The sequence below is a fragment of the Bradyrhizobium sp. 1200_D9_N1_1 genome, from assembly GCF_052075915.1.
Taxonomy (GTDB): domain Bacteria; phylum Pseudomonadota; class Alphaproteobacteria; order Rhizobiales; family Xanthobacteraceae; genus Bradyrhizobium; species Bradyrhizobium diazoefficiens.
Window position 1 is genome coordinate 6,644,118 of the sequence record NZ_CP197226.1, and the last position, 25,573, is coordinate 6,669,690.

At 65.7% G+C, this 25,573-nt stretch carries 19 protein-coding genes and 1 pseudogene; 9 read left to right on the forward strand and 11 right to left on the reverse strand.

Annotated elements, in window-relative coordinates; genetic code table 11:
* Positions 1–306: 306 nt before the first annotated feature.
* The 3 genes from AB5K84_RS31915 to AB5K84_RS31925 are packed head-to-tail and all read right to left on the reverse strand — an operon-like array spanning position 307 to position 3,269.
* Positions 307–1,992 (reverse strand): S8 family serine peptidase, encoded by a 1,686-nt coding sequence (locus AB5K84_RS31915; RefSeq protein WP_011085828.1) that lies wholly within the window; start codon positions 1,990–1,992, stop codon positions 307–309.
* 15 nt (positions 1,993–2,007) lie between these two features.
* Positions 2,008–2,703 (reverse strand): hypothetical protein, encoded by a 696-nt coding sequence (locus tag AB5K84_RS31920; RefSeq protein ID WP_011085827.1) that lies wholly within the window; start codon positions 2,701–2,703, stop codon positions 2,008–2,010.
* Positions 2,700–3,269, reverse strand: coding sequence for a sigma-70 family RNA polymerase sigma factor (locus AB5K84_RS31925; protein WP_038965738.1), 570 nt, complete (start codon positions 3,267–3,269; stop codon positions 2,700–2,702). Before AB5K84_RS31925 ends, AB5K84_RS31920 begins: the two co-directional genes overlap by 4 nt.
* A gap of 439 nt (positions 3,270–3,708) precedes the next feature.
* Between AB5K84_RS31925 and AB5K84_RS31930 the strand changes: the two genes are divergently transcribed.
* Complete coding sequence (locus AB5K84_RS31930) at positions 3,709–4,866, forward strand: GGDEF domain-containing protein (RefSeq protein WP_011085825.1); 1,158 nt, start codon at positions 3,709–3,711, stop codon at positions 4,864–4,866.
* Between the two features lie 62 nt (positions 4,867–4,928).
* Entirely contained in the window at positions 4,929–6,032 is a 1,104-nt protein-coding gene (locus tag AB5K84_RS31935; protein WP_441232710.1) for a DUF2336 domain-containing protein, read from the forward strand.
* Here the strand turns inward: AB5K84_RS31935 and AB5K84_RS31940 are convergent.
* Together AB5K84_RS31940 and AB5K84_RS31945 are read right to left on the reverse strand one after the other, a co-directional pair.
* Complete coding sequence (locus tag AB5K84_RS31940) at positions 6,029–6,667, reverse strand: NrsF family protein (protein WP_011085823.1); 639 nt, start codon at positions 6,665–6,667, stop codon at positions 6,029–6,031. The two genes, AB5K84_RS31935 and AB5K84_RS31940, sit on opposite strands and share 4 nt — an antisense overlap.
* Positions 6,668–6,669: 2 nt before the next feature.
* On the reverse strand, positions 6,670–7,215 hold the full coding sequence (locus AB5K84_RS31945; protein WP_028172304.1) for a sigma-70 family RNA polymerase sigma factor: 546 nt from the start codon (positions 7,213–7,215) through the stop codon (positions 6,670–6,672).
* A gap of 290 nt (positions 7,216–7,505) precedes the next feature.
* On the opposite strand from AB5K84_RS31945, the gene AB5K84_RS31950 reads away from it, so the two are divergent.
* The 5 genes and pseudogenes from AB5K84_RS31950 (at position 7,506) to AB5K84_RS31970 (ending at position 12,124) form a co-directional block, all read left to right on the forward strand.
* A complete protein-coding gene (locus tag AB5K84_RS31950; RefSeq protein WP_028172305.1) occupies positions 7,506–8,198 on the forward strand; it encodes a hypothetical protein in 693 nt (230 codons plus the stop codon).
* A gap of 181 nt (positions 8,199–8,379) precedes the next feature.
* Positions 8,380–9,159: an enoyl-CoA hydratase gene (locus AB5K84_RS31955; RefSeq protein ID WP_011085820.1), complete on the forward strand. Its 780-nt coding sequence runs from the start codon at positions 8,380–8,382 to the stop codon at positions 9,157–9,159.
* Positions 9,160–9,346: 187 nt separating this feature from the next.
* Positions 9,347–10,777: a TolC family outer membrane protein gene (locus AB5K84_RS31960; protein WP_011085819.1), complete on the forward strand. Its 1,431-nt coding sequence runs from the start codon at positions 9,347–9,349 to the stop codon at positions 10,775–10,777.
* 23 nt (positions 10,778–10,800) lie between these two features.
* A pseudogene (locus AB5K84_RS31965) lies at positions 10,801–11,088 on the forward strand (hypothetical protein); the annotation flags it as partial.
* A 73-nt stretch (positions 11,089–11,161) separates the two neighbouring features.
* Positions 11,162–12,124 carry an amidohydrolase family protein gene (locus AB5K84_RS31970; RefSeq protein WP_011085817.1) on the forward strand — a complete coding sequence of 321 codons (963 nt, stop codon included), beginning with the start codon at positions 11,162–11,164 and terminating at the stop codon, positions 12,122–12,124.
* Between the two features lie 20 nt (positions 12,125–12,144).
* Here the strand turns inward: AB5K84_RS31970 and AB5K84_RS31975 are convergent, their stop codons facing one another.
* The 3 genes from AB5K84_RS31975 to AB5K84_RS31985 all read right to left on the reverse strand — a co-directional run bounded on the left by AB5K84_RS31975 (position 12,145) and on the right by AB5K84_RS31985 (position 18,110).
* Complete coding sequence (locus tag AB5K84_RS31975; protein WP_011085816.1) at positions 12,145–15,261, reverse strand: efflux RND transporter permease subunit; 3,117 nt, start codon at positions 15,259–15,261, stop codon at positions 12,145–12,147.
* Between the two features lie 38 nt (positions 15,262–15,299).
* Complete coding sequence (locus AB5K84_RS31980; RefSeq protein WP_011085815.1) at positions 15,300–16,544, reverse strand: efflux RND transporter periplasmic adaptor subunit; 1,245 nt, start codon at positions 16,542–16,544, stop codon at positions 15,300–15,302.
* A 165-nt stretch (positions 16,545–16,709) separates the two neighbouring features.
* Entirely contained in the window at positions 16,710–18,110 is a 1,401-nt protein-coding gene (locus AB5K84_RS31985; RefSeq protein ID WP_038965744.1) for a CoA transferase, read from the reverse strand.
* Between the two features lie 121 nt (positions 18,111–18,231).
* Here AB5K84_RS31985 and AB5K84_RS31990 point away from each other — a divergent pair, with 121 nt between their 5' ends.
* Positions 18,232–18,519 carry a hypothetical protein gene (locus tag AB5K84_RS31990; RefSeq protein ID WP_011085813.1) on the forward strand — a complete coding sequence of 96 codons (288 nt, stop codon included), beginning with the start codon at positions 18,232–18,234 and terminating at the stop codon, positions 18,517–18,519.
* Positions 18,520–18,747: 228 nt separating this feature from the next.
* Positions 18,748–19,518: an SDR family NAD(P)-dependent oxidoreductase gene (locus AB5K84_RS31995; protein WP_038965747.1), complete on the forward strand. Its 771-nt coding sequence runs from the start codon at positions 18,748–18,750 to the stop codon at positions 19,516–19,518.
* A gap of 247 nt (positions 19,519–19,765) precedes the next feature.
* Here the strand turns inward: AB5K84_RS31995 and AB5K84_RS32000 are convergent, their stop codons facing one another.
* From AB5K84_RS32000 to AB5K84_RS32010, 3 genes are read right to left on the reverse strand one after another with little or no spacing between them, the layout of a single operon-like run.
* A complete protein-coding gene (locus AB5K84_RS32000; RefSeq protein ID WP_011085810.1) occupies positions 19,766–23,221 on the reverse strand; it encodes an error-prone DNA polymerase in 3,456 nt (1,151 codons plus the stop codon).
* Positions 23,218–24,867, reverse strand: coding sequence for a Y-family DNA polymerase (locus tag AB5K84_RS32005; RefSeq protein WP_063921433.1), 1,650 nt, complete (start codon positions 24,865–24,867; stop codon positions 23,218–23,220). The genes AB5K84_RS32000 and AB5K84_RS32005 overlap by 4 nt, the downstream gene beginning before the upstream one ends.
* Positions 24,767–25,552, reverse strand: a complete 786-nt coding sequence (locus AB5K84_RS32010) for an ImuA family protein (protein WP_011085808.1) — start codon at positions 25,550–25,552, stop codon at positions 24,767–24,769. The genes AB5K84_RS32005 and AB5K84_RS32010 overlap by 101 nt, the downstream gene beginning before the upstream one ends.
* Between the last annotated feature and the right edge of the window lie 21 nt (positions 25,553–25,573).

Below are 25,573 nucleotides of genomic sequence, written 5' to 3' on the forward strand. Positions count from 1 at the left end.
GCATAGCGGGCGTGCGGGATGCCGGCCGACCGATGGCGATGAACGCAAGCGCGATCGCTCTACCGGAAGCTGATCTCAAACACGGCTTCAAGGAATCGGATGCCCCGAAAAGAAAAGACCCGTCCGGGGGGACAACCGGACGGGTCGAGCCATATGGGCGCTTGGGGTGGATGGGCGCTCGCGCCTGATATGACTGATGGGGAGGGATGACCGCTCCCACATAATTTGGTCGTGGCAGCCGGCTGAACGTTCAATGCGGCGTTCGATTATTTAACCTTCGGCCCGCGCGCAAAGTTGTCGCAGCGCCTATCGCGTCGCCGGCCTATCCACCTGAGAAATCGTGGATTTATCATCCGAGCTCGACAGCGAGGGCTGCTCGATCGCGCGGATGCCGGGCTCGTCGCGATGTGGCTGCCCATCTTCACGTTTTGTTGTACCGGACGCGGCCGCAACCGGCGTCGCGCTGTCGGCGGGAACAGCCATGACCGCGGCAAACGCATCGGCCTCGCCGTCGCCGAACAGATCATCACGCCCGGGTGAGCCGAGATCGCGCGCGGTCTTCGCAAGCGTCATGCGCAGCGCCTCCGGCTTGAGCGCGTAGTTGCGCTCGAGCAGCAGCGCCGCGACGCCGGAGACATAGGCCGCCGAGAACGAGGTTCCCGACGTCATCTGATATTTGCCTTCCGGCGCCGGCAGGAAGATGTCGACGCCCGGCGCCGCCAGCGCGATGTAGTTGCCGCGGTTGGAGGCGGTGAACAGCTTGTCCTGCTGGTCGGTCGCGCTGACCGCGATCACGTTGGGATTGGCGGCGGGATAGAGCGGCGGCGATTTCGCACCTGCATTGCCGGCAGCCGCGATCAGCACGAGGCCGCGCGCGGCGGTCGCCGCGATGGCCCGCTCGATCACGGCATCCTTCGGACCGGCGAAGCTCATATTGACGATCTGCGCGCCGTGCTCGGCGGCGTAGTTCAGCGAGCGCAGGATGATGTAGGACGAGCTCTCGGCGCCGCCCGTGGTGCCGCCGAAGGCGCGGATCGCGATGATGCGCGCCTCGGGCGCGCTGCCCATCAGCCGGGCATGCGCCACGATCGCCCCGGCGATGCCGGTGCCGTGAATATGCGGGCCCTCGGCGCTGCCGAGCGCGTCGAAATTGTCGGCGATGGAATTGGCGAGCTCGGGATGTTTGGCGTCGATGCCGGAGTCGATCACGGCAACCGTCACGTTGGCGCCGTGCGCCAGCGTGTGCGCCTGCGGGAGGCGAAGCTTTGTCAGCACATATTGCGCGGGATCGCCCTCGGTCGGCACGGAGGATTTCTGGTCCTGGAGCACGTAGCGGAAGTTGGGCTGGACCGAGCGCACGCTACCGTCGGCGGCGAATTCGCGCCGCACCGTCTCGGCGGGCCGGCCGTCGGTGATGCGGAACAGGCCGAAGGTCGCCCCGATCAGCGGGAAATTCTCGGACGCGACGCGCGCGAGGCCGTGGCGACGCGCGAGCTCGTCGGCTTCGGTCACCGATAGCGCGCCGTCGATCTCGGCGACGAATTCGCCTGCGAAGATGCGCTGGTTCAGGGCGACGGGCGTGTTGTTGCCGCGCCCCTTGCCCGCGCTCTTCTTGCCGGACTTGCCGGCGCCGTCACCGCCTGTATTTGGCTGCGCCAGGCATTCGCCGTCGGCGTCGCGGTACGGTGCCGTGCAGGACGGATACAGGTTCGGCGAGTAGCGCGCATAAGGCAGCACCGGCGCCGGCCCGATTCGGGGCGTAGAGATACGTGCGGTCGTCATCGTGCGCGGGCCGCGATCAATGCTCACCGCCCGCGCAGCGACGTTGGGAGAGATGGTCGGCGTGCGCGAGGGAACGCTGATCGTGGGCGTGCGCATGATCGCCTGCGCCTGCGCAACCTCGACGCCGAGACTGGCGGCGAGCAGGAGCGCGGCTCCGACCGACGAAGCGTAGGCCCCGGCTCGCGACTTACTCTCGGACTTGCGCGTCATCGGTTCAGCGGCGCCTTACGGCGCCGCGACGGCGAGGTTGACGAACTTCTCGCGCTGCATCCTGCCGAGCAGCGAGGCGAGTTCGTCCTGGCTCATCGCCTTGTCGAATTGGAGGCGGAACATGCCACCCTTGGCATCCCCGATGATCGAGGCCTGGTAGCTGTCGAGCAGCGCCGTGATGTCGGCGACCCGCGCCTCGGGCGTGAAGCGCACCAGCGCGCGCGCCGGCGCAACGGCAGCGCCAAGCTCGCGCGTGATCGGCGCGCTGGTCGAAAGCGAGGCGGTCTGGAAGGTCGTGGGCTGGGTCTTCATCAGCACCGCGCCGATGATGCCGGCCTGGAGCACGAGCGCGACTGCACCGAGGCTCGCCGACCAGGCCAGGGTCCGCGGCGACAGGCTCGCGAAGAAGGTCGCGATGCGCGCCGACAGCGGCAGCGATCCGGTCTCACGCGCCGGCTCGGCGTCGATCGCGCCGAACAGCTTCTGCATCGCGCGTGCCGACGGAGCCCCCAGGCTCTCGTTCAGATGGATGGTCTCTTCGTACTCGCCGCGGATCGCGGCATATTGTTTCGCGAGCTCGGGATCACGCGCCAGCGCGTCCTCGACGCGGCGGGCGTCGCGCGCGTTCAGCGTGCCGGCCGCGTGCCACGGCAGCAGCAGTTCAATCTCACTGGGCTCTTGCTCCAGCATCTTTTTGCTCAAAGCCATCATGGCCAGCCTCGCTCAACGCCGGCTGCCTTCAGCAGTTCGGCCAGTTTCTTGCGCGCATAGAACAAGCGCGTCTTTACAGTGTTCTCCGGTATCCCGACGATTTCGGCCACTTCTTCCACGGACTTCTCGTGGTAGTAGACGAGATCGACGATTTCCCGGTGTTCCGGCGAGAGGCCCGTCAGACACTCCCGCAACGCTTCACTGGTATCCTTCTTCTGCACCACCGTTTCCGGATTGTCGGACGTATCCTCAATCGCGTTCGCGGCGTCTTCGTCCAACTCAAAGTCCTTCCTGCGCCGGAGCGCCGAGAGGGCCTTGAATCGGGTAATGGCCAGCAGCCAAGTGGAAACTGCGGATCGACCCTCGAACTTGCCGGCTTGACGCCAGACGTCGAGAAACACCTCGCTGATGAGGTCTTCCGCCGCCTGCTCGTCCCGTACGAGCCTGAGGCCGAACCTGTAGACCCTGACATGGTGCCGCCCGTACAGCACCTGCATGGCAAGCCGGTCACCCTGAGCGATCCTGGCGATGAGGATCTCGTCCGAAGCCGCCTGTGTCACGCTCAAAGGCCGTCTCGCAAGGTTGGTCGGGTCGATGCAGCGGACGGTTCGACGGAAGGTGCAAAATTGTTCAACTTACCGCAGTCATACGGGAGCTTGTGTGATCTACCCCACATACGCGGATTTTTCCTGTCCCGCCCGTGCGGGTCGGCCGTTTGGATCCAGATCGGTAACATAATACTGCAACATTTCCCTGCGGAACGCCTGCCCGGTCACGGGCGGGCCGACCAAGTTCGGTTCCATAGCAGTCCTGCACGACGTATGTCTCACGAAGGCCTGCTTTGGCTCGACCGCATCGCAAACGATGCCTAATCGCCGGCAAATTCCCCCAGCGACCGACATCACCCTGTTCTGCGCTGCACGGTTCGGATTCGCTTTCAAAGGATACCAAACCTAAAGGCTTGCCACGTAGATTTTTGGGCTGACATCCACCATTGGCGGGACCATGAACACGGCCGCGACGTCCTTTCCGGAGAGGAATGCCGCTGAGGTCGCGGAACTCGTTCTCGCGCCCGAGGCGGCGGCCCCCGAAGTCCGCGAGCGCCGGGCCCGGCAGCGCCGCCAGATGTATGTCGGCCAGGTGGCGAGCTACTCGCTCGGCGCCTCGGTCCTGCTGATCTACGCCTATGACGGCACGATCTCGGTCGACATTGCCTCGCTGTTCTGGTTCGGCGGCCTCCTGATCATCGGCACGTTCACCGTGCTGTCGGAAGCCGGCATCGGCGACAGATTCACCGACCACTACCTCACCGTCTTCCAGATCTCGGCGCATATGGCGCTGCAATTCGTGTTCCTGCTGTCGGTCCCGACCATCGGCATCGCCTTCATCTGCGTGCTGTTCCTGATCTTCGCCTTCGGCACGCTGCGCATGACCTCGGCCCAGGCGATGATCACCTGGACGCTCGCGGCCATCGGCCTTGCCGCCGTCTTCCTCGCCTCCGACCTGCCGATCGGCATGCCCGTTGCTACCCGGCTGCAGCGGACCGCCTCGATGCTGTGCTTCGTGCTGGTGATCGGCCAGTGCGCCTTCCTCGGCCTGTTCGGCGCCACGCTGCGCAAGATCCTGTACCAGCGCAGCATCGAGCTGAAGGCTGCCTATCAGCGCATCGAGGAACTGGCCGAGCTCGACGAGCTGACCGGGTCCTACAACCGCCGCTGCATCATGCGACTGCTCGACGCCGAGATGGACAAGTCGCGGCGGGCATCGACATCTTGCGCGATCGCGCTGATCGATCTCGACTGGTTCAAGCGCATCAACGATGCCCACGGCCATCCCATCGGCGACGAGGTGCTGCGCACCTTCGCGATCACCATATTCGCCAACATCCGCCCGACCGACTGCTTCGGCCGCTACGGCGGCGAGGAATTCCTGCTGTTGCTGCCGGACACCGACGGCGAGGCGGCCTCGCGCATGCTCGAGCGCCTGCGCAGCATCGTCGCCGATCTCGACTGGAGCGCATTCTCCCCCGGCATGCGCGTGACGATTTCCGCGGGCGTCGTGACGCTGCGCGACGTTGATACTGCCGACACGTTTCTCGCGCGCGCCGACAGCGCGCTCTATTCAGCCAAGGCGCAAGGCCGCAACCGTATTGCAACGAACTGACCAACCCATTTTCTCCGGCACGTGAGAAGCCGCCGCCGGACCAAACGCTCCAGGACAGGGCAATGAAATCCAGATCCGCCAGACCATCCGAGAACCTGCTCGAGGAATTGCAGGCTGCGCTCTCGCACGGCACCGTTGTGCGCCGGGTCGAGGCGCTGCGCCGCGTCACCGATCTGTTCGTGGGCAATGCAGTGGATTACTCCGACGAGCACATCCGCGTGTTCGACGACGTATTCCAGTGCCTGATCGAACAGATCGAGACCTCGGCGAGGACGCTGCTCGCCGACCGCCTCGCACCGATCGCGGAGGCACCGCCGAAGATCATCCGCACGCTCGCGCTCGACGAGGTGATCGAGGTCGCAGGACCGGTGCTGTCGAAATCGGAACGGCTGGACGAGGCGACCCTGATCGAGATCGCGCGCACGCGGGGTCAGGCGCATCTGAAGGCGATCTCGCTGCGGCGGGTGCTGTCGGCAGCACTCACCGACGTGCTGGTGACGCGCGGCAACGAGGACGTCGTGCAATCGACCGTCGGCAATCCCGGCGCACAGCTCTCCGAGGACAGCCTCTCCGACCTCGTCATGCGGGCCGAGCGCGATGACGACCTCGCCACATGCATCGGCCTGCGGCCCGACCTGCCGCGCCATCACTACCTGAAGCTGGTCGCGAAGGCGTCCCTGAGCGTGCGCAGGAAGCTCGAGGCCGCGCATCCGGAGCTCGCGGACGAGGTGTCGAGCGTGGTCCAGGAAGCGGCCCAGCGGGTCCGCGCCGCGGCCATGACCCGGCAAACCGAGATAGCGCGCGCGCTGGTAAAGTCGCTCCACGAGGACGGCCGCCTCAACGAATTCCAGGTCACCGCCTTCGCCGAGCAAGGCAAGTTCGACGAGACCAATGCGGGCCTCGCGGCGCTCGCCGGCGTTGCGGTCGAGACCGCCGAGAACATGATGATCGAGAGCCGCACCGAGGGCGTGATGATCCTCGCCAAGGTCGCGGGCATGTCGTGGGCGAGCGTGCGCGCAATCATCGCCCTGCGCGAAAAGCTCTCGGGCGGCTCGCAGACCGACATGCTGACGCTGCGCGACACCTACGAGGCCCTGCGCTCATCGACCGCGCAGCAGGTGCTGCGTTTCCACCACATGCAGCACGGCACGACGCCCGCGGCCTAATACCGCAACACCCTCGCCCCGAGCAGCGCTCCGATCGCGGCTACCAGCGCCGTCGCGATCGTGTACCAGGTCGCGACGAACAGCGGCGAGTCGTCGGTGCAGTGCGAGGCGTAGAGCGTCGCAGCGAGCCCGGCCGACACCAGGCCGGCGAGCGCACCGGCGAGCGCGGGGTGCGATGGCGCGCCGTGGCGCAGGCCGAACAGCGCCCCCGCCAGCAGCGGCAGCGACATCGCCGGGATCGCCAGCAGGCAAACCCTGGAGTTCTTGCCCATCAAGCGCATCGACATCGGCATGGCCGGCGCCATCATCGTCTCGCCGCCGATCGCGACCGCAAGAAGGCCGACGGGAAGCAGCAACAGCCAGCCCCAGCCGCGCAGCAAGGCCTCGGGCCGCGACAGATGCAGGCTGACGATGATCGCGGGGATCGCGAGCGACAGCGTCACGGCGAACTTCATGTCGAAGAACGGGTTGTGCATGGCACTCATCACGTCGGGCCGCACGCCGAGGAACGTCGCGAAGATCAGGATCGACAGCGGCGCGGCGACCAGGAGCGCCATGGTCAGCACGGCGCCGACGCGCGGGGTGCGATGGGCGTTGTCGGCCGCAAGCGAGCGAATGAGTTGATCGGTATCCATGACTAGTGGTCCCGCAGTTTGGCCGTGAGCGCCGCAAGTCCGCGATGCAGCGCGACCCGTACTGCGCCCTCGCTCATCGAAAACTTTGCCGCCGTGTCCTTGATCGACGCGCTGTCGACCGCGATCGACTGCAACACGTCGCGCTGGCGCTGCGGCAGCGTGTTGAGCTGCGCCGTGACCTCGCCCGCCGAAGCCGTCTCCTGCGGCGTCTCGCCCGGCAGGGTCTCGGCGAAATCATCGATGTTGACGAAGACCCGCCGGCCACGTCGTCTTAGCGCATCGATCAGCTTGTTGCGGGCGATCGCGAACAGCCAGGGTGCGAAGGGGGCTTCGCTGTCCCAGGTGTGCCGCTTCAGATGCACCGCCAACAGAATCTCCTGCACGATATCCTCGGCCTGGTCGGGAGGCTGGCCGGCCCGCGCCAGCCCGCGCCTCGCGGCAGCGCGCAGCACCGGCGTGACTGCCTTCAACAGGCGATGATACGCCGCATCATCGCCCGCCATGGCCGACCGCATCAGGCCGGTCCATTCGTCCTCACGTCCGCGCACCCGCGCCCTCATCATGCAATTCGGCCGCTCTTTCAATTTGTTACGCCGGCACCGGTACGATCACGGTTTCGTGATTGACGCTGTGCCACCGTCCAATGCGGCCGTGGAAAATCCGCGACGGCTCATAACACCGATCGGTCCCGTTCGCATCCTGCGGCCGGCCCCGGAGGGGGCGGCTTGCCCCGTTTTTGCCCGGTCTAGCCCGAAGATTCCCATTTTTTGCCCCGCTATCGTCACGCCACGGCGTCTCTGTTCGGTCCGGGCATGGGTGGATTGGGGAGATCGTCAACATGATCAAAGCCAGCGGGCGCGCTGCCCTGATTCTTTTGGCCGGGCTTTTCCTGCTGTTCGGAGGCGCTGCACAGGCGGCGCCGAGTTCGGCTGCGAGCAGCCCATCGGACAGCGCAGGCAAACAGGCTGATGCAGTCCAGCCGAGCAAGCACCGGCGTCACTCTGCGCGCCGTACCAGCAGCAAGACGGCGCAGAAGTCCTCCGACGACAAGGCCGGCAAGACGGACGCTGCGGCAAAGACCGATGCGGCCAGGGCTGACAGCAAGGCCGACAACAAGGCTGGTGGCGATGTGCCGGCCTCGAGCCAGATGCCGCCGGAGGTCGCCAACGCTAAGGCTCAGCTCGCCGCCGCCGATACGCCGCCCGCGGCTGCGGCCTCCGCGATGACGGACCGCGCCAACGACAACGTCCAGGCAGCGGCCGATAATACCGCCGCCCCGAATGCCGAGAGCCAGGTGGTGGCGCCCGACCAGCTCAACGATCTCGACCGCGCCCTGCAACAGGACAGCCCGCCGGCGCAGAAGCAGAACGCGGTGATCGCCGCAACCGACGCGCAGCCGCGACCCGCGCCGGTGATGGCGAGCAGCCACCAGAGCTCGGCCTGGGACCAAAGCTCCCTGATCGGCAAGATCTTCATCGGCGTCGGCACGCTGCTGACCCTGGCCTCCGCCGCGCGGATGTTCATGGCCTGATTTCTTGGCCTGAGTTCTTGGCCTGATCTTTTGGCCTGATCTTTTGGCCCGACGGACCTCGCCCGGGACGCGCAGTTGGCTGCGCGTCCCGGGCGGCCTTGTTCCGGCAGCTTTTCAGGCCCCTTGAAGGCCACCGCGGCAGCAGGCACATTGCCCGCCCAATCAAAAGCGTGGGTGGAGCATGAGCACGTTCGAACACATCATCGTCGAAAGCCAAGGCGCGGTCGGCATCATCAAGCTGAACCGGCCGAAGATGCTCAATGCGCTCTCCTTCGGCGTCTTCCGCGAGATTGCGGCCGCCGTCGACGATCTCGAGGGCGATGATGCCATCGGCTGCATCGTCGTGACCGGCAGCGAGAAGGCCTTTGCCGCCGGCGCCGACATCAAGGAGATGCAGCCGAAGGGCTTCATCGACATGTTCTCCGAGGATTTCGCCGCGATCGGCGGCGACCGCGTTGCGCGCTGCCGCAAGCCGACCATCGCCGCTGTTGCGGGCTACGCGCTCGGCGGCGGCTGCGAGCTCGCCATGATGTGCGACTTCATCATCGCCGCCGACACCGCCAAGTTCGGCCAGCCCGAAATCACGCTCGGCACCATTCCCGGCATCGGCGGCACCCAGCGCCTGACCCGCGCGATCGGCAAGTCCAAGGCGATGGACCTCTGCCTCACCGGCCGCATGATGGATGCGGCGGAAGCCGAGCGAAGCGGCCTCGTCAGCCGCATCGTGCCCGCCGACAAGCTCATGGACGAGGTGATGGCGGCCGCCGAAAAGATCGCGTCGATGTCACGGCCCGCCGTCGCCATGGCCAAGGAAGCGGTGAACCGCGCCTTCGAGACCACGCTCGCCGAGGGCATGAGCGTCGAGCGCAACCTGTTCCACTCGACCTTCGCGCTGGAAGACCGCTCCGAGGGCATGGCCGCGTTCATCGAGAAGCGCAAGCCGGTGAACAAGAACCGCTGAGGCGGCACCTGGTCAGGCCGGTGTAAGGCTCTGACGCTTTCCCGCACAACCCCTGTGACGCGCCTGCAACAAGCACGGAATACATGGGGGTTTTCCCCGCGGCAGTTTGCCTGCGGGACCCCGGCTGGTTAAACAGTTAAGAGGCCACCGTCGGCGGGGGCGGACAGCCGGGGTTTAGCGGGATTACATGATTGGGCGTGCCGCCAGAGCTGGTCGCGTGATGACGCGGCATCGATCGGGCGTGGGTCCTGTGCTCGCGACATGGACCGCGCTGGCGCTCTGTTGCGCCCTGCCCTCGGCCGCCGGGGCCGAAGCCCTGCCGGAGGCGCTGGCCAAGGCCTACCAGACCAACCCGCAGCTCAATGCCGAGCGCGCGCGGCAGCGTGCGACCGATGAGAACGTGCCGCAGGCGCTCGCCGGCTACCGGCCGCAACTCGTTGCAAGCCTCAGCGCCGGCTTGCAATCGGTACGCAACCTGTTGCCCAACAATACGATCCAGACCGCCAATCTGACGCCATGGGTCATCGGCGTCACCGTGACGCAGACCCTGTTCAACGGCTTCCGCACCGCCAATAACGTGCGGGCCGCCGAGCTCCAGGTGCAGTCGGGCCGCGAGGCGCTGCGCAATGTCGGCCAGGGCGTGCTGCTCGACGCGGTCACCGCCTACACCAATGTGCTGGCGAATCAGTCGCTGGTGGAGGCGCAGCGCTCCAACGTCGCCTTCCTGCGCGAGACGCTTTCCGTCACCCAGCGCCGCCTCAACGCCGGCGACGTCACGCCGACCGACACCGCGCAGGCCGAGGCCCGTCTCAACCGCGGGCTCTCCGACCTCAATGCCGCCGAAGTCGCGCTCGCGGTGAGCCAGGCAATATACGCGCAGGTGATCGGCAATGCGCCATCGCAGCTTCGGGCCGCCGAAGTGGTCGACCGCTATCTGCCGAAGAGCCGCGAGGATGCGCTGACAATGGCGATCCGCCAGCATCCAGCCGTGATGGCGGCAGGCTTCGACGTCGATGTCGCCTCCACCAACATCCGCGTCGCGGAAGGCGCCCTGCTGCCGAGCGCCAGCATCCAGGGCAGCGCCAGCAAAAGCCGCAACAACGACCCCACACTCGGCACCTTCGCAGAGGACCAGGCCTCGATCGTCGCCAACGTCACCGCGCCGATCTATGACGGCGGCCAGGCCGCCGCGCAGACCCGGCAGGCCAAGGAGATCACCGCTCAGAGCCGGCTCGTGCTCGACCAGGTGCGCAATCAGGCTCGCACCGCGGCGGTCAGCGCCTGGGTTGCGAACGAAGGCGCCAAGATCGCGGTCTCGGCCTCCGAGTCCGAAGTGAAGGCGGCGACCGTCGCGCTCCAGGGCGTGCAGCGCGAGGCCGCCGGCGGACAGCGCACGACGGTGGACGTGCTGAACTCGCAGGCCGATCTGATCCAGGCCAAGGCCCGTCTGATCGGCGCGCTGCGCGACCGCGTGATCGCCTCCTACACGCTACTCAGCGCCGTCGGCCATCTCGACGTCAAGACCTTGAGCCTGAACACGCCGGACTACCTGCCGGAGGTGCACTACCAGCAGGTCCGCGACGCCTGGCACGGCCTGCGCACGCCGTCGGGGCAGTAGTTTCAATCTTTTGGCCCGGTGCCATGAAGAGCCGCCGCATCCATCTGATGGGAGCTTCGGGGTCCGGCGTGACGACGCTCGGCCGCGCGCTCGCCGGGCGGCTTGCGCTTCCGCATCACGACAGCGATGATTATTTCTGGCTGCCGACCGCGCCGCCCTACCAGACGACGCGCCCCGGCGCGGAGCGCCTGCGCCTGATGCGCGAGATGTTTCTGCCGCGTCTCGATTGGGTGCTCAGCGGATCGGTCACCGGCTGGGGCGAGGAACTCGCTCCGTTGTTCGATCTCGTCGTCTTCGTCACCGCACCGCGAAGCGGAGCGATTGCCGGGCTGATGTGATACTGTCCCGGTCCAACCTCCAAATAACGAAGCAGGGAGAGAAACCATGCTCGACCGACGCAGCGTCCTGCTTGCCTCACTTGCCGCCGGAGTAGCCATGACCAGCAAAGCCCACGCCCGCGCGTCGCAGCCCGCGACGCCGGTCAATTTCGACGTTCCGGCGCATGCCTGCGACTGCCACACCCACATCCATGGCGATCCCGAAAAGTTTCCGTTCTTCGCAGGCCGCGTCTATACGCCGGAGCTGGCGAGCCCTGAAGAAATGGCCGCGCTGCACAAGGCGCTGCATATCGAGCGCGTGGTGATCGTGACGCCGAGCGTCTACGGCACCGACAACTCCTCCACTCTGTTCGGCATGAAGGCGCGTGGCGGGACCGCGCGCGGGGTCGCCGTGATCGACGACAAGACGACCGAAGCGCAGCTCGACGCGATGCAGCAGGAAGGCTTCCGCGGCATCCGCATCAACCTTGCGACCGGCGGCATCAGCGATCCCAATGTCGGCCGGGCCCGCTTCACTGCGGCCGTCGAGCGCATGAAGGCGCGCGGCTGGCACGTGCAGCTCTACACCACGCTGCCGATGATCTCGGCGATCAAGGACCTGGTGCTGGCCGCGCCCGTGCCCGCGGTGTTCGATCATTTCGGCGGCCTCGAGGCTTCGCTCGGGCTGGAGCAGCCGGGATTTTCCGACCTGGTCGCGCTCGTCAAATCCGGCAAGGTCTATGTGAAGATCTCCGGCGCCTATCGCTCGTCAAAACTCGCGCCGGACTATCAGGACATGGTGCCCTTTGCGCGCGCGCTGATCGAGGCCAATCCGGATCGCATCGTCTGGGGCACCGACTGGCCGCATCCGGATTCGAGCCATGTCGAGGGACGGAAAGCCACCGACATCGCGCCTCTCTACCAGATCGATGACGGCCGCCTGCTCAACCAGCTTCCGGTGTGGGCACCGGATGCGGATGTGCGCAAAAAGATCCTGGTCGACAATCCGGGGCGGCTCTACGGATTCTGAGTCGCGACGGCCGCCCGCGATCAGCGCGCACGGCGGGAGAAGAAGGAGATCAGGACCGGTAAGGTCACCAGGATCACGACCGGCGCCAGCATCATGCCGGTGACGACGACGACCGCGAGCGGCTTCTGCACCTGCGATCCGATGCCCTCCGACAGGGCAGCGGGCAAGAGGCCGACGCCGGCGACGACGCAGGTCATCAGCACGGGCCGAAGCTGAAGCTCGCCGGTGCGGATCACCGCGCTCACGCGGTCCATGCCTTCCTCGATGAGCTGGTTGAACTGCGACAGGATGATGATGCCATCCATGACCGCGATGCCGAACAGCGCGATGAAGCCGATCGCCGCAGAGACGCTGAACGCCGTGCCGGTGATCAACAGCCCGAGCACGCCGCCGAAGATCGCCATCGGGATCACGCTCATCGCGAGCAGCGTGTCGGTCATCGAGCCGAAATTGAACCAGAGCAGGACGCCGATCAGCGCCAGCGAAATCGGCACCACGATCGACAGGCGCCGGATCGCGTCCTGGAGATTGCCGAACTCGCCGACCCAGTCCATGTGCGAGCCGGGCGGCAGTTGCACCTGGTCGGCGATCTTCTGCTGCGCCTCGCGGATCGCGCTGCCGAGATCGCGCTCGCGGACCGAGAACTTGATCGGCAGGTAGCGCTCCTGCTGCTCGCGGTAGATGTAGGCCGCGCCCGAGACGAGGCTGATGCTGGCGACCTCGCTCAACGGGATCTGCGTGACGGTGCCGTTCGGCCCCGGCGCACCGATCCGCAAATTCTGGATCGCCTCTGCGCTCCGGCGGTATTCCGGCGCAAGCCGAACGATGATCGGGAAATGGCGGTCGCTTCCGGGCTCGTAGAGATCGCCCGCGGTGTCGCCGCCAATCGCGACCTTGATGGTGGCGTTGATGTCGCCCGGTGCGAGGCCGTAGCGCGCGGCCTTGGCGCGGTCGATGTCGATCTGGATGGTCGGCTGCCCGAGCGAGGTGAACACCGCAAGGTCGGTGACACCCTGCACCGTCGACAGCACCTGCTTGATCTTGTTGGCGGTGTCGGTAAGCGCCTGCAGATCGCTGCCGAACAGCTTGATCGAGTTCTCGCCCTTCACGCCGGAGACGGCCTCGGAGACGTTGTCCTGGAGATATTGCGAGAAGTTGAACTCGACGCCGGGGAAGCGGTCGTCGAGCTGCTTGAGCAGTTGCGCGGTCAGCTCTTCCTTGTCGCGCGTGCCGGGCCATTGGCTCACGGGCTTGAGCGGCGCGAAGAACTCGGCGTTGAAGAAGCCGGCCGCGTCGGTGCCGTCGTCGGGACGGCCGTGCTGCGACACCACCGATTCCACCTCGGGCCGGGCGCGGATCACCTTGCGCATCTCGTTGACGTAGGTGTTGCCTTCCTGGAGCGAGATGGTCGGCGGCAGCGTGGCGCGGATCCAGAGATTGCCCTCTTCCAGCTTGGGCAGGAATTCGAGGCCGAGCAGCCGGCTGAGCGCCACCGTCATCAGCACGAGGCCGACCGCACCGCCGAGCATGATGCCGCGATTGGCGACGGCCCAATGCAGCACCGGCATGTAGATCCGGTGCAGGATCAACATGACTTTGGTCTCGGTTTCCTCGACATGCGCGGGCAGGATGATCGCGGACAGCGCCGGCGTCACCGTGAAGGTGGCCAGCAGCCCGCCGGCAAGCGCATAGGCATAGGTGCGCGCCATCGGTCCGAAGATGTTGCCTTCGACGCCGGAGAGCGTGAACAGCGGCAGGAAGGCCGCGATAATGATGGCGGCGGCGAAGAAGATCGAGCGCGACACGTCGGCCGCGGCGCTGAGGATGGCGTGGCTCTTCATGCCGAACAGCGTCTCGGACGACATGTGCTCGGATTCGGACACCGGGGTCGTCTGCGTCAGGCGGCGGAAGATCGCCTCCACCATGATGACGGTGGCATCGACGATCAGGCCGAAATCGATCGCGCCGACCGACAGCAGGTTCGCCGATTCGCCGCGCAGCACCAGGATGATCACCGCGAAGAACAGCGCGAACGGAATGGTGGCGCCGACGATCAGCGCGCTACGCAGGTCGCCGAGGAAGATCCACTGCAACAGCACGATCAGCAGAATGCCGACCACCATGTTGTGCAGCACGGTGTGGGTGGTGAGCTCAATCAGGTCGCCGCGGTCGTAGATGCGCTCGATGCGCACGCCGGGCGGCAGGATGCTGGAGTTGTTGATGGTTTGAACGAGCTGGTGAACGCGCTTGATGGTTGGCGAGCTCTGCTCGCCGCGGCGCATCAGGACGATGCCCTGCACGATGTCGTCGGCATCGTCGATGCCGGCAATACCGAGGCGAGGCCTCTGCCCGACTGTGACTGTGGCGACGTCCTTGACCAGCACCGGGTTGCCGTTGGTCTGCGAGACCATGGTGTTGGCAAGGTCGTCGATCGAACGTATCAGGCCGACGCCGCGCACCACGGCCGATTGCTGGCCGATATTGACGGTGTTGCCGCCGACATTGACGTTCGCATTGCCGACCGCCTGGAGCAGTTGCGGCAGCGTCAGGCCGTTGGCGACGAGCTTGTTGAAATCGACCTGGAGCTCGTAGGTCTTGCTCTTGCCGCCCCACCCGGTGACGTCGATGACGCCCGGCACGGCGCGGAAGCGGCGCTGCAGGATCCAGTCCTGGATGGTCTTGAGGTCGAGCACGCTGTAGTTCGGCGGGCCGACCAGGCGGTAGCGGAAGATCTCGCCGATCGGGCTGAGCGGCGAGATCTGCGGCTGCACATTGCCCGGCAGCGGCGCGAGCTGCGCCAGGCGGTTCAAGACCTGCTGCAACGCCTCGTCGTAGGTGTAGGCGAAGGAGAACTGGAGCTTGATGTCGGAGAGGCCGTAGAGCGAGATGGTGCGGATGGTCGTGAGGTTCTTCAGACCCGCGACCTGGGTCTCGATCGGGATCGTGATGTAACGCTCGATTTCCTCGGCCGACAGGCCCGGGCTCTGCGTCACGATGTCGACCATCGGCGGGGTCGGGTCGGGATAGGCCTCGATATTGAGCTGGTTGAACGCGATCAAGCCGCCGATCAGCACGGCAACGAACATGCCGACCATCAGGTAGCGCCGGTTGACGGCAAGGGCGACGAGACGATCCATTCAGGTCTTCAGTTTGTTTTCAGTTTTTGGGTCGTCGATCAGCTGCCGGACGCCGCGCGGTCGATGAACAGGCTGCCCTTGGTGACGATCTGCTCGCCGGGTTGCAGGTTGCTCGTGACTTCGACGAGGTTGCCGTTGATCAGGCCGATCTTGATCTGGCGCAGCTCGACCGACTTGTCTTCGCGCGCCACCCAGATGCGAACCTTGTCGGCCTCATAGATCAACGCCTGTTTCGGCACCGCAGGTGCCGCGCGGTCGCCGGCCGAATAGATCGTGACGTTGGCGAACATTTCCGGCTTGAGCGCGCCGTCCTTGTTGTCGATGGTGGCGCGAACCAGCAGACGGCGGGTGCTGGGATCGATCGCGGCGGCGACGTAGTTGATCTTGGCGGTCAGCGGCCGGCCCGGCAGCGCTATCACGTTGACGGTGATGTCCTGCCCGATGCACACCGCGGCCGCATCGCTCTCGCGCACGAAGGCGGTGAGCCAGACCGTGGAAAGGTCGCCGATCACGAAGACCGGATCGCTGGCGCCGGAATTGACGTACTGGCCCGGGCCGATCTTGCGCTGCACGACCGTGCCGGAGATCGGCGAGTAGATCGTGATCTCCCGATCGATGACGCCCTTGTCCTGGAACGCCTTGATGGTTTCGTCGGTGAAGCCGAGAATCCGCAGCTTGTTGCGTGCGGCTTCCAGCGCCGTCGCCGAGGAGCGCATGTCGTTCTGCGCCTGGACCTGGGTGGCTTCCGCCTGCTGATAGTCCTTCAGCGGAATCGCGTGGCCCTCATAGAGATCCTTGGCCCGCTTGAACTGGATGTCGGCAAGATCGATCGCCGACTTCGCCTTGTTCTGCGAGGTCATCGCCGCAATGAAATCGTTCTGGGCCTGCACGGTGTCGGCGGCCTCGATCGTGAACAGCGGTTGACCTTGCTTCAGCATCTCGCCGGGCTTGGCGAGCAGCTTGGTGACCCGGCCCGCATAGGGCGAGAACACCGGCGTCGAGCGGTCCTCGTCGACCGCGACCTTGCCCTCGGTGACATATTCGGCCCGGAAGGTCTTGGCCTTGACCGGCTCGATCGTCAGGGTCGCCCATTCGGACGGGGTCGGCGTGAAATTCTGCGCATTCCTGCGCGACTGGCTGGAGACCTCGGAATGACTTTTTTCCTTGGCCCCCGCATAGAGGAAGCCGTAGGCACCGGCGCCGGCGAGTGCCAGTAAAACTACGGATGAGATCACCCGCTGTTTTGTAAGCACCTGCAATCGCTTGGTATTTTCAACTACCATGGGGCCCGGTCATGTCTGCGACGATCTCGGCAAACAATTGCCTCATCGGTCGCGCTAATAGTGCCGAATTCAGATTTCAAACAACCTAAAAAACGCCCGGCACCTTTCCGTTTGCGTTAAAATTTTGCGACGCGTCAGCTCCAAGTAAGCCAAGTAAGCTCAGTGTCAGCTTCTCGCCGGCCACTGTGCCGGATGACTGCCGAGCGGCATCGCCGGACGGCTCCATTGCGCCGGCGTTCTCGACAGCAGCGCCGAATGGCGCACCGCTTTCAACGTGCCGAAGCCAGATGGCATGCTCTCGATGAACGCTGCATGTACAGCCTCGCCCGTAAGATCCGGGGTGTCCAGTCCGCCGTCGAGCCTGCCGAGATTCCACAACCAGCGGCCGGTCTGCGCCAGCGACACGCGCACGTGCCAGCTGCCGCCTTCGCGGGCCTGGCGCGCCCTGGCCATCATCGCGCCGAACGCCATGAGATAGCCGGTGGCGTGATCGAGTATCTGTGCCGGCAATTCCTTGGGACCGTCGATGCCGGCGGCCTTCCCCTCGGCATGGTTGAAGCCGGTGGTGGTTTGCACCAGAGAGTCGAAGCCGCGCCGCTCGGCCCAGGGTCCGGCATGACCGTAGGCTGACAAAGTCACGTAGACGATGCCGGGATTGATCTCCGCTGCCTCCTCGGGCGAGAAACCCAGACCTGCGAGCGCGTGCGGGCGATAGCCTTGCGAGAAGATGTCGACATCCTTCAACAGCGCACGCATCTGCGCCCTGCCCGCCTCGCTCTTCAGCTCGATGAAGGTGGTGAGCTTGCCGCGGCCGGTGTCGATGGTGAGCCAGGGAATGGCGGGCAACTCAGGCCCCGAGACCAGGAGCACATCCGCACCGTGCGCGGCGAGCGTGCGGCCGGCGACGGGGCCCGCGATGACGCGGGAGAGATCGAGCACGCGGAGGCCGGCGAGCGGGCGATCGCCTTCAGGCCACGGCTTCGGCGGGGCCTCGCCGATCTTCTCGATCGAGATCAGCGGCAGTTCGGCGAGCGCATGCGCTTGCGGCAGCGCCGACCATTCGTCGTGGGTGCGCATCAGGGCAACCACGCCGCCGGCGGCGTAGGCCGCGGTTTCGAAATCCTCGCCCTTCCACCGCATCAACGCGGCCTGCACCTTCTCGCGCTCCGCCTCGCAAGCCAGCACCTTGCAGACCGCGTCGCGGTGATGTGGAAAGTTGGTGTGGCAGCGGACGAAGCGGCCATCGCCTGTGCTGTAGACGCCGGCGATGGCGTCCCTGGCCGGTGGCGGCGGCTTGTCGTCGAGCCGCAAATAGCGCTCGGAACGGCATTCGGCCACGGCATGGCGCATGTCGACATGGACGTCCTGCACCTCGCCGCTGCGCAATCGCGTGATTTCGGCGGCAGCAAGGCCCGCGGCAGCGATTGTGGTTTGGCCGGCGACAGCGACACGAAACGAGGACGGGATCTGCGGCTCTTCGCCGGTCAGTCGCACGCGTGCAAGCGCGGCCTTATCGCCGCCGGCGGAGGTCCAGATGCCCTCGAGAATATCGGCAGGGCTTTGCATGGCCGCTTCTCTCCCTTTCGGGTTGTTGTTTTGCGTACGATCCTTCCGGAAAACCGCTGCGCACTTTTCCGGATCATGCTGTACTTTTCGCGACCATGTCATGATCGCAGAAAGGAATGCAATGGCCGCCATCGATCCCGTTACCGCCGGCGCCGTGTTCATCGCAACGGCGGCCACCGACGCGGTCTATGTCATGTTCACCTCCGCCGTGATCGCGCGCAAGCGCGTGCCAGCGGCGAACTGGAGCGCGGTCTGGTACCTGCTCTCCTCCTACGCGGTGATCAGCTACACCGAAAACGCCTTCTATGTCGCTTTCGCGGCGCTCGGCTCCTGGGCCGGCGCCTACGTCTCGCTGACTTACTTGCACCGCCCGCCCGGCGGCCCGCCGGTGGGGGCGGCACCGGAGTGAGGTCGTCGCCGCAGGCGAAGCAACTAACCACACGCTCGGTGTCGTCCTGGCGAAAGCCAGGACCCATTACCCCGGTCGAATGTTGTTACAGCACGTCTTGGCCACAACATCGCACAGCAGCGCAAGTTCGTGGTAATGGGTCCTGGCTTTCGCCAGGACGACATTGGAGGAGGCACTGCGCTTCGTTCGCGACGACGGCGCGCGACCAACAACAAGGAAGACAAAACAATGGATCTCGGTCTCAAGGGAAAGAACGCCATCGTGCTCGGCGGCACGCGCGGCATCGGGCGGGCGATTGCGGCGACGCTGGCCGGCGAAGGCGCCAATGTCGCGGTGTGCGCGCGCAATGCGGATCAGGTTGCCGCCACCGTCACTGAGCTGAAGACGAGCGGCATCCGCGCCACCGGCAGCCCGGTCGACGTCACCGACGGCGCGGCGTTGAAGTCCTGGGTCGAGGGCGCTGCAAAGGAGCTCGGCGGCATCGACATGCTGTTCTCCAATGCCGGCGCGATGGCGCAAGGTCAGGATGCAGCGTCCTGGGAGCAGAACTTCCGGCTCGACGTGCTCGGCGCCGTGCATGCGTTCGATGCCGCGCGACCGTTCCTCGAGGCGAGCGGCGAGACAAGCGGCGACGCAGCCTTCGTCATCATCGCCTCGATCTCGGCGGCACAGGCCGATCTCGCGAGCTCCTACGGCCCGATCAAGGCGGCGCTGATCCACATGGCCAAGGGGCTGGCGCGGCAATATGCGAAGAAGAAGATCCGCGTCAACGTGGTCTCGCCCGGCACCGTCTATTTCAAGGGCGGCGTCTGGAACACGATCGAGCAGAACATGCCCGAGCGCTACAAGGATGCGATGAAGCGCAACCCTACCGGCCGCATGGCGACGCCGCAGGAGATCGCAAGCGCGGCGGTGTTTCTGGCCAGCCCGGTGTCGGGGTTCACCACGGGATCGAATCTGGTCGTGGACGGGGCGATCTCGAACCGGGTGAATTTTTGAGGGGCACGCTGTCATCGCCTGCGAAGGCGGGCGGTCCAGTATTCCAGAGACAGTGCGGCTAGAACCGAGAGGCCGCGGCGTACTGGATACCCCGCCTTTGCGGGGTATGACGACTGAGAGTGAGGCGCGATCGCTTCAACAAACTCGTCATTGCGAGCGCAAGCAATCCAGAATCTTTCCGCGGCAACAGTCTGGATTGCTTCGCTACGCTCGCAATGACGGCGTGGCAGCATCCCGCGCGACAACCTCAATGAAAATCCCGCGACGGCGGCAGGATGCGGACGTTGCGAGGGTGGCGGATTTTCTGTGCCGGAGCATCCGCGTGGTCGCGGCGGTCGTCGTTGAGCGGCTCGATCAGCGCGTCGCCTGATGGCACCGGATGCTTGCGGGTCAGCGAGTCATTGGCAAGGCCGATCAGATCGTGCGAGCGGTCGACCATGCGCTGGGCGATGAGATGCGTCACCTTCTCGGGGCTGCTCTGGATATAGCCTTCGACCAGGATGAGGCGCGCGCCCATCACCTCCTTGCGGTACTGCTCCATGATCTTGGGCCACACCACGACATTGGCGATGCCGGTTTCGTCCTCCAGCGTCATGAACACGACGCCGCTGGCGCTGCCCGGCCGCTGCCGGACCAGCACCACGCCGGCGCAGCGGACACGCCGCCGCTCGTTCTGATGATTGACGTCCTTGCAGGCGACGACGCGCTCGCGCGATAACATCTCGCGCAGGAATTCCATCGGGTGGCCCTTCAGCGATAGCCGGATGGTCTGGTAGTCCGCGACCACCTGCTCGGGGCGCGGCATCAAGGGCAATGGCTTTGCATGCTCGTCGGGCTGCTCACGGGCGGTGGCGGCCTCGAACAGCGGCAACGGCACGTCATCTGGCAGCCGCCGCACCTGCCACAGCGCCTCGCGGCGATCGAGCCCGAGCGAACGGAAGGCGTCGGCATCGGCGAGCAGGATCAGCGCGCGCTTGGGCAGGCCGGTGTCGCGGGCGAAATCTTCGAGCGAGGTGAAGGGACGGCGGTTGCGGGCGGCGACGATGCGGTTGGCCCAGTCTTCCTTCTTGTCATTCCGGGGCGACGCGCCAGCGTCGAGCCCGGAATCCATTCCGCCAGGCATATGCGGCCCGATGGATTCCGGGTTCGCGCCAAGTGGCGCGCCCCGGAATGACAGCAGGGAACGTTTCAGATGTTCCTCATCCTCGTCCAGCCAATGAAAACCGTCGATCTGGCGGAAGCCGAGGCGCACCGCGCAGTATTTGCCGCTCCCCTGCTCCAGCGTGTTCTGCGCAAAGCTGTAGGACACGTCGATGTCGCGCACCTCGACGCCGTTCTTGCGGGCATCGCCGACGATCTGCGCCGGCGCGTAAAAGCCCATCGGCTGCGAGTTCAAGAGGCCGCAGCAGAACGCATCGGGATGATGATATTTCAGCCATGACGAAATGTAGACGAGCTGAGCAAAACTCGCGGCGTGGCTCTCCGGAAAACCGTAGGAACCAAAACCCTTGATCTGGTCGAAGCAGCTTCTGGCGAAGTTGGGATCGTAGCCGCGCGCGACCATGTTGCCGATCAGCTTGTCTTCGTATTTGCCGATGGTGCCGACATTGCGGAAAGTCGCCATCGAGCGGCGTAGGCCGTTGGCCTCCTCGGAGGTGAATTTGGCCGCCTCGATCGCGATGCGCATTGCCTGCTCCTGGAACAGCGGCACGCCCTTCGTCTTGTGCAGCACCTTGTAGAGCTCGTCCGCGGGACCATGCTCGGGCGATGGCGAGGGATAGTTCACCTTCTCCTGGCCGTTCCGTCGTCGCAAATACGGATGCACCATGTCGCCCTGGATCGGCCCCGGCCGCACGATCGCGACCTCGATGACGAGGTCGTAGAAGGTCCGCGGCTTCAGGCGCGGCAGCATGTTCATCTGGGCGCGGCTCTCGACCTGGAACACGCCGAGCGACTCCCCGTCACACAGCATGTCGTAGACCTTGGGATCGTCCTGCGGAACGCTCGCCAGAACCCAGCGCTCGCCCTTGTGCTGGTCGATCAAGTCAAAACATTTGCGGATGCAGGTCAGCATGCCCAGCGCAAGCACGTCGACCTTCATCATGTTGAGCGCGTCGACGTCGTCCTTGTCCCATTCGATGAAGGTGCGGTCGTCCATCGCGGCGTTGCCGATCGGCACATAGGTGTCGAGCCGGTCCTGGGTGAGCACATAGCCGCCGACATGCTGGGAGAGATGGCGCGGGAATTCGATCAGCTCGGTCGCAAGCTCGACCGCGAGGTTGATCATGGGGTTTTGCGGATCAAGCCCGGCCTGCTTCACCTGCATGTCGTTGAGGCCACTGCCCCAGCTTCCCCAGACGGTGTCGGCGAGCGCGGCGGTGACGTCCTCGGTCAGGCCCAGCGCCTTGCCGACGTCGCGGATGGCGCTACGCGGACGATAATGGATGATCGTGGCGATGATCGCGGCGCGGTGACGGCCATAGCGGCGATAGACATATTGCATCACCTCCTCGCGCCGCGAATGCTCGAAATCGACGTCGATGTCGGGCGGCTCCAGCCGCTCCTTGGAGATGAAGCGCTCGAACAAGAGATCGACCTTGGTCGGGTCGACCGAGGTGATGCCGAGCACGTAGCACACCGCTGAATTCGCCGCCGATCCCCGCCCCTGGCACAGGATGTTCTGGCTGCGCGCATAATGGACGATGTCGTGCACGGTGAGGAAATAGTGCGCGTATTTCAGCTCGGCGATCAGCGCGAGCTCTTTCTTGAGCGTAGCACGCAGCTTGTCATCGATCTTGCCGGCGAAATATTTATCGACGCCCGCCCAGGTCAGGTCCTCCAGATGCCCTTGCGCGGTCTTGCCCGGCGGCACCGGCTCGTCCGGATATTGATATCTAAGCTGGTCGAGCGAGAAGTCGATCTTGTTCGCAAAGCGCATGGTCTCCGCGATCGCGTCGGGGAAGTCACGGAACAGCCGCGACATTTCGCGCGGAGTTTTGAGAAAGCGCTCGGCATTGGCCTCGAGCTTTCGTCCGACCGCCTCGATCGTGGTCTTTTCCCGGATGCAGGTGAGCACGTCCTGGAGGGGACGGCGCGCAGGATCGTGATAGAGCACCTCGTTGGTCGCGAGCAACTGCACCTTTGCCGTCGTCGCGAGATCGTCGAGCCGCGCCAGGCGGCGTCGGTCATCGCCGCGATGGACCAGGCTCGCCGCCAGCCACACGCCCTCGGCGCGGGTCGCTTTGAGCTTTGCAAGGACATCCAGCGCCTGCGCCGGCTCGAAGCGATGCGGCAGGGTCAAGACCAGGAGCTGGCCTTCCGAAAACGCGAGGAGATCGGAGAAGGTGAGACGGCATTCGCCCTTCTCGATCCGCGTGACGTCGTCGCCACGCTTGCCCCGGGTCAGGAGCTGGCAGAGCCGGCCATAGGCCGCACGGTCGCGCGGATAGACAAGAATGTCGGGCGTGCCGTCGATGAAGACGATGCGCGCGCCGATCAGCAGCTTCGGCTTGTGCAGCACCTTGTCATTGTCGAGCTCCTTGTAGGCCCGCACCACGCCGGCCAGCGTGTTGTGATCGGCGATGCCGATCGCGGAGATGCCGAGGATGCTCGCCTGGTGCACATAGGCCCGCGGATCCGAACCGCCCCGCAGGAAGGAGAAATTGGTGGTGATGCCGATCTCGGCATAAGCAGGCGTGTTCATGCGAAGAGACCGTGCACATACCAGTTGGGAGGAGCGGGCTTGCCGTCGGCGTCGAACACCTCTCCCTCGTAAAGACCGTCGCGAAAAATCCAGAAGCGCAGGCCTTCGGCATCCTCGATGCGGAAATAATCCCGCGTCAACTGCTTGCCGTCCTGACGCCACCATTCCATCGCGATGCGCTCGGGCCCTTCCACCCGCACCACCGCGTGTTTCGCGCGCCGCCAGGTGAATTGATGCGGCGGACCATCCGGCACGGTCGCGAACGGCACTGTGACCGGCTCCGGCTTGTCGAACAGCCGCAGGGGGCGCAGCGGCGGCTCGCCCTCGGCGCGCGCCGGCCATTCGGCCTGCATGGCGGCGGCAAGGTGATGCTGCGCCGGCGCGGCCAGCACCGCACATTCAGGGACATGCGTGTCCTGCGGCAGGTGCACGACGACGCGCTTTCCGCCGATCCGCGCCGCGATGCGGTCGATCAGCGCGGCGAGCTCGTCATTGTCGTGGACATGGGCGTCGAGATCGCGCTGCTCCTGCACCACGATCTCGGTGCGGCTCGCCGACAGCCGCACCATGTCGAAGCCGAAGCCGGGATCGAGGGGATCGGCGAGCGCATCGAGCCGCTCGCGGAACAGGCGGTCGATGACGGCGCTTCGCGTCACCGGCCGTCCGGTCTCGACCATGATCGCCCGCACCACGCCGTCGGTGCGGAAGAAGGCGGCTTCCAGCCGCCGCGCGCCCTTGCCCTGCTTCTCCATGGACGCGATCAACGTGTCGGCGAGCCGCGACAGCGTCATCGCGATCATCGTGTCGGTCGCGATCGGCTCGGCAAAGCGCTTCTCTACGATGTAGTCAGGCAGCGGCTTTCGCGGATTGATCGGCGCATCGCCCTGCCCCAGCGCATGCGCGAGCAGCGTAGAGAACCGCGCGCCGAACCGCGCCGTGATCTCGTGGGCGCCGCGCGATGCGACATCGCCGATGGTCTTCAGGCCGGCACGGCGCAGGCCGGTGGTGATGGCCTCGCCCGCGCCGAGCGCGGACACCGGCAGCCGGCTGATCGCCTCCGCCTCCCCGCCATCGGCGACGATGGTGCCTGTGACCTGGCGCGTCAGCGTCCGCGCGCAGACCGAGGTGCCGGCAATCGCCGCGCTGACGGCAAAGCCTTGTCGGCCGAGCGCGCGAATGAGCGTCTGCAACAGCGCGGCTTCGCCGCCGAACAGATGCGCGCAGCCGGTGATATCAAGGAACAGCCCGTGCGGCGGATCGAGCGCCACCAGCGGCGTGAAACGGTCGCACCAGTCGGCGATGTCGCTCAGCGTCTTCGCATCGGCGACGACATCGGCATCGAACACCCGCAAGTCCGGGCACATCGCCCGCGCATTGGCCAGGGGCTGGCCGATATGCAGGCCCAGCCGCGACGCCGCATCGTCAAGCGCATGGATCACCAGCGCATTGGTCTCTTTGATGACGACGATGCTAGGCTCGTCTTTTTGTTTTGACGCGTTTTCTTCACGCGAACCGGTACCCACTTCGCTCGAAAACGCTTTGGTCTTACCCAGCCCGCCGTTGAAGAACCGCTGGATCCGGTCGATGGGCAGGCGCGGCAGCCACAAGCTGAGAATACGTCGACGGTTCACTGAACTGGCACTCATCACATTTCCATTCCATGATCCACCGGCCGCACGGGCCATGACGATTGCGCAACAGCTCGGCATCGAAGCGCGGCGCGCCCCAGGCATTCCACATCGTGCCCGGCGGCGAATGCGCCGCGCGCAGCATCCATCTGGTCTCGGCAGTCGAGGGCAGCGGCTGCGCGGCCATCCGCAACAGCAGGCCGGTGACGCCGGAGCCTTGCGCGGCCAGCGTCAGCTTGCGGCTCGCCACGAGATCGAATTGCCGCGTCTCGCCCCAGAGCTCGAGCACGACCGCGCCGAGCGCATCGCAGGCCAGTGCATCGGCCGAAGTGCGCAGCGCACTCTCGACATCGGCCGCGCGCACCATCACCACGCGGCGCGGGTCGAGGCCGAGCTCGGCGAGCCCGCTCATCGACAGCGCGCCGGCTTCCAGTTCCGAAAAATCCTGCCGCACCCACAACAGCGGCCGGCGCGCGGTCACGCGTCCCGCAACGCCCATGACAAACCCGGTCGCGGCGGCGCCCTGGCGCCCCTCGCAAAACACCTCGTGGATCGCCGCGCGCGCGAGCCCGCCCTTCAGCGCGCTGTCGACCTCGCCGTGGCCAAGCGCGACGCGATCATGCTGATGCACGACCTCCGCCGTCTCGATGCGCTCGATCTGGCTGCGCAAGGTCGCAAGCGCGCTTGTGCGTGCGCCGCTCATATACGCCGCTCCTTCAGAGGT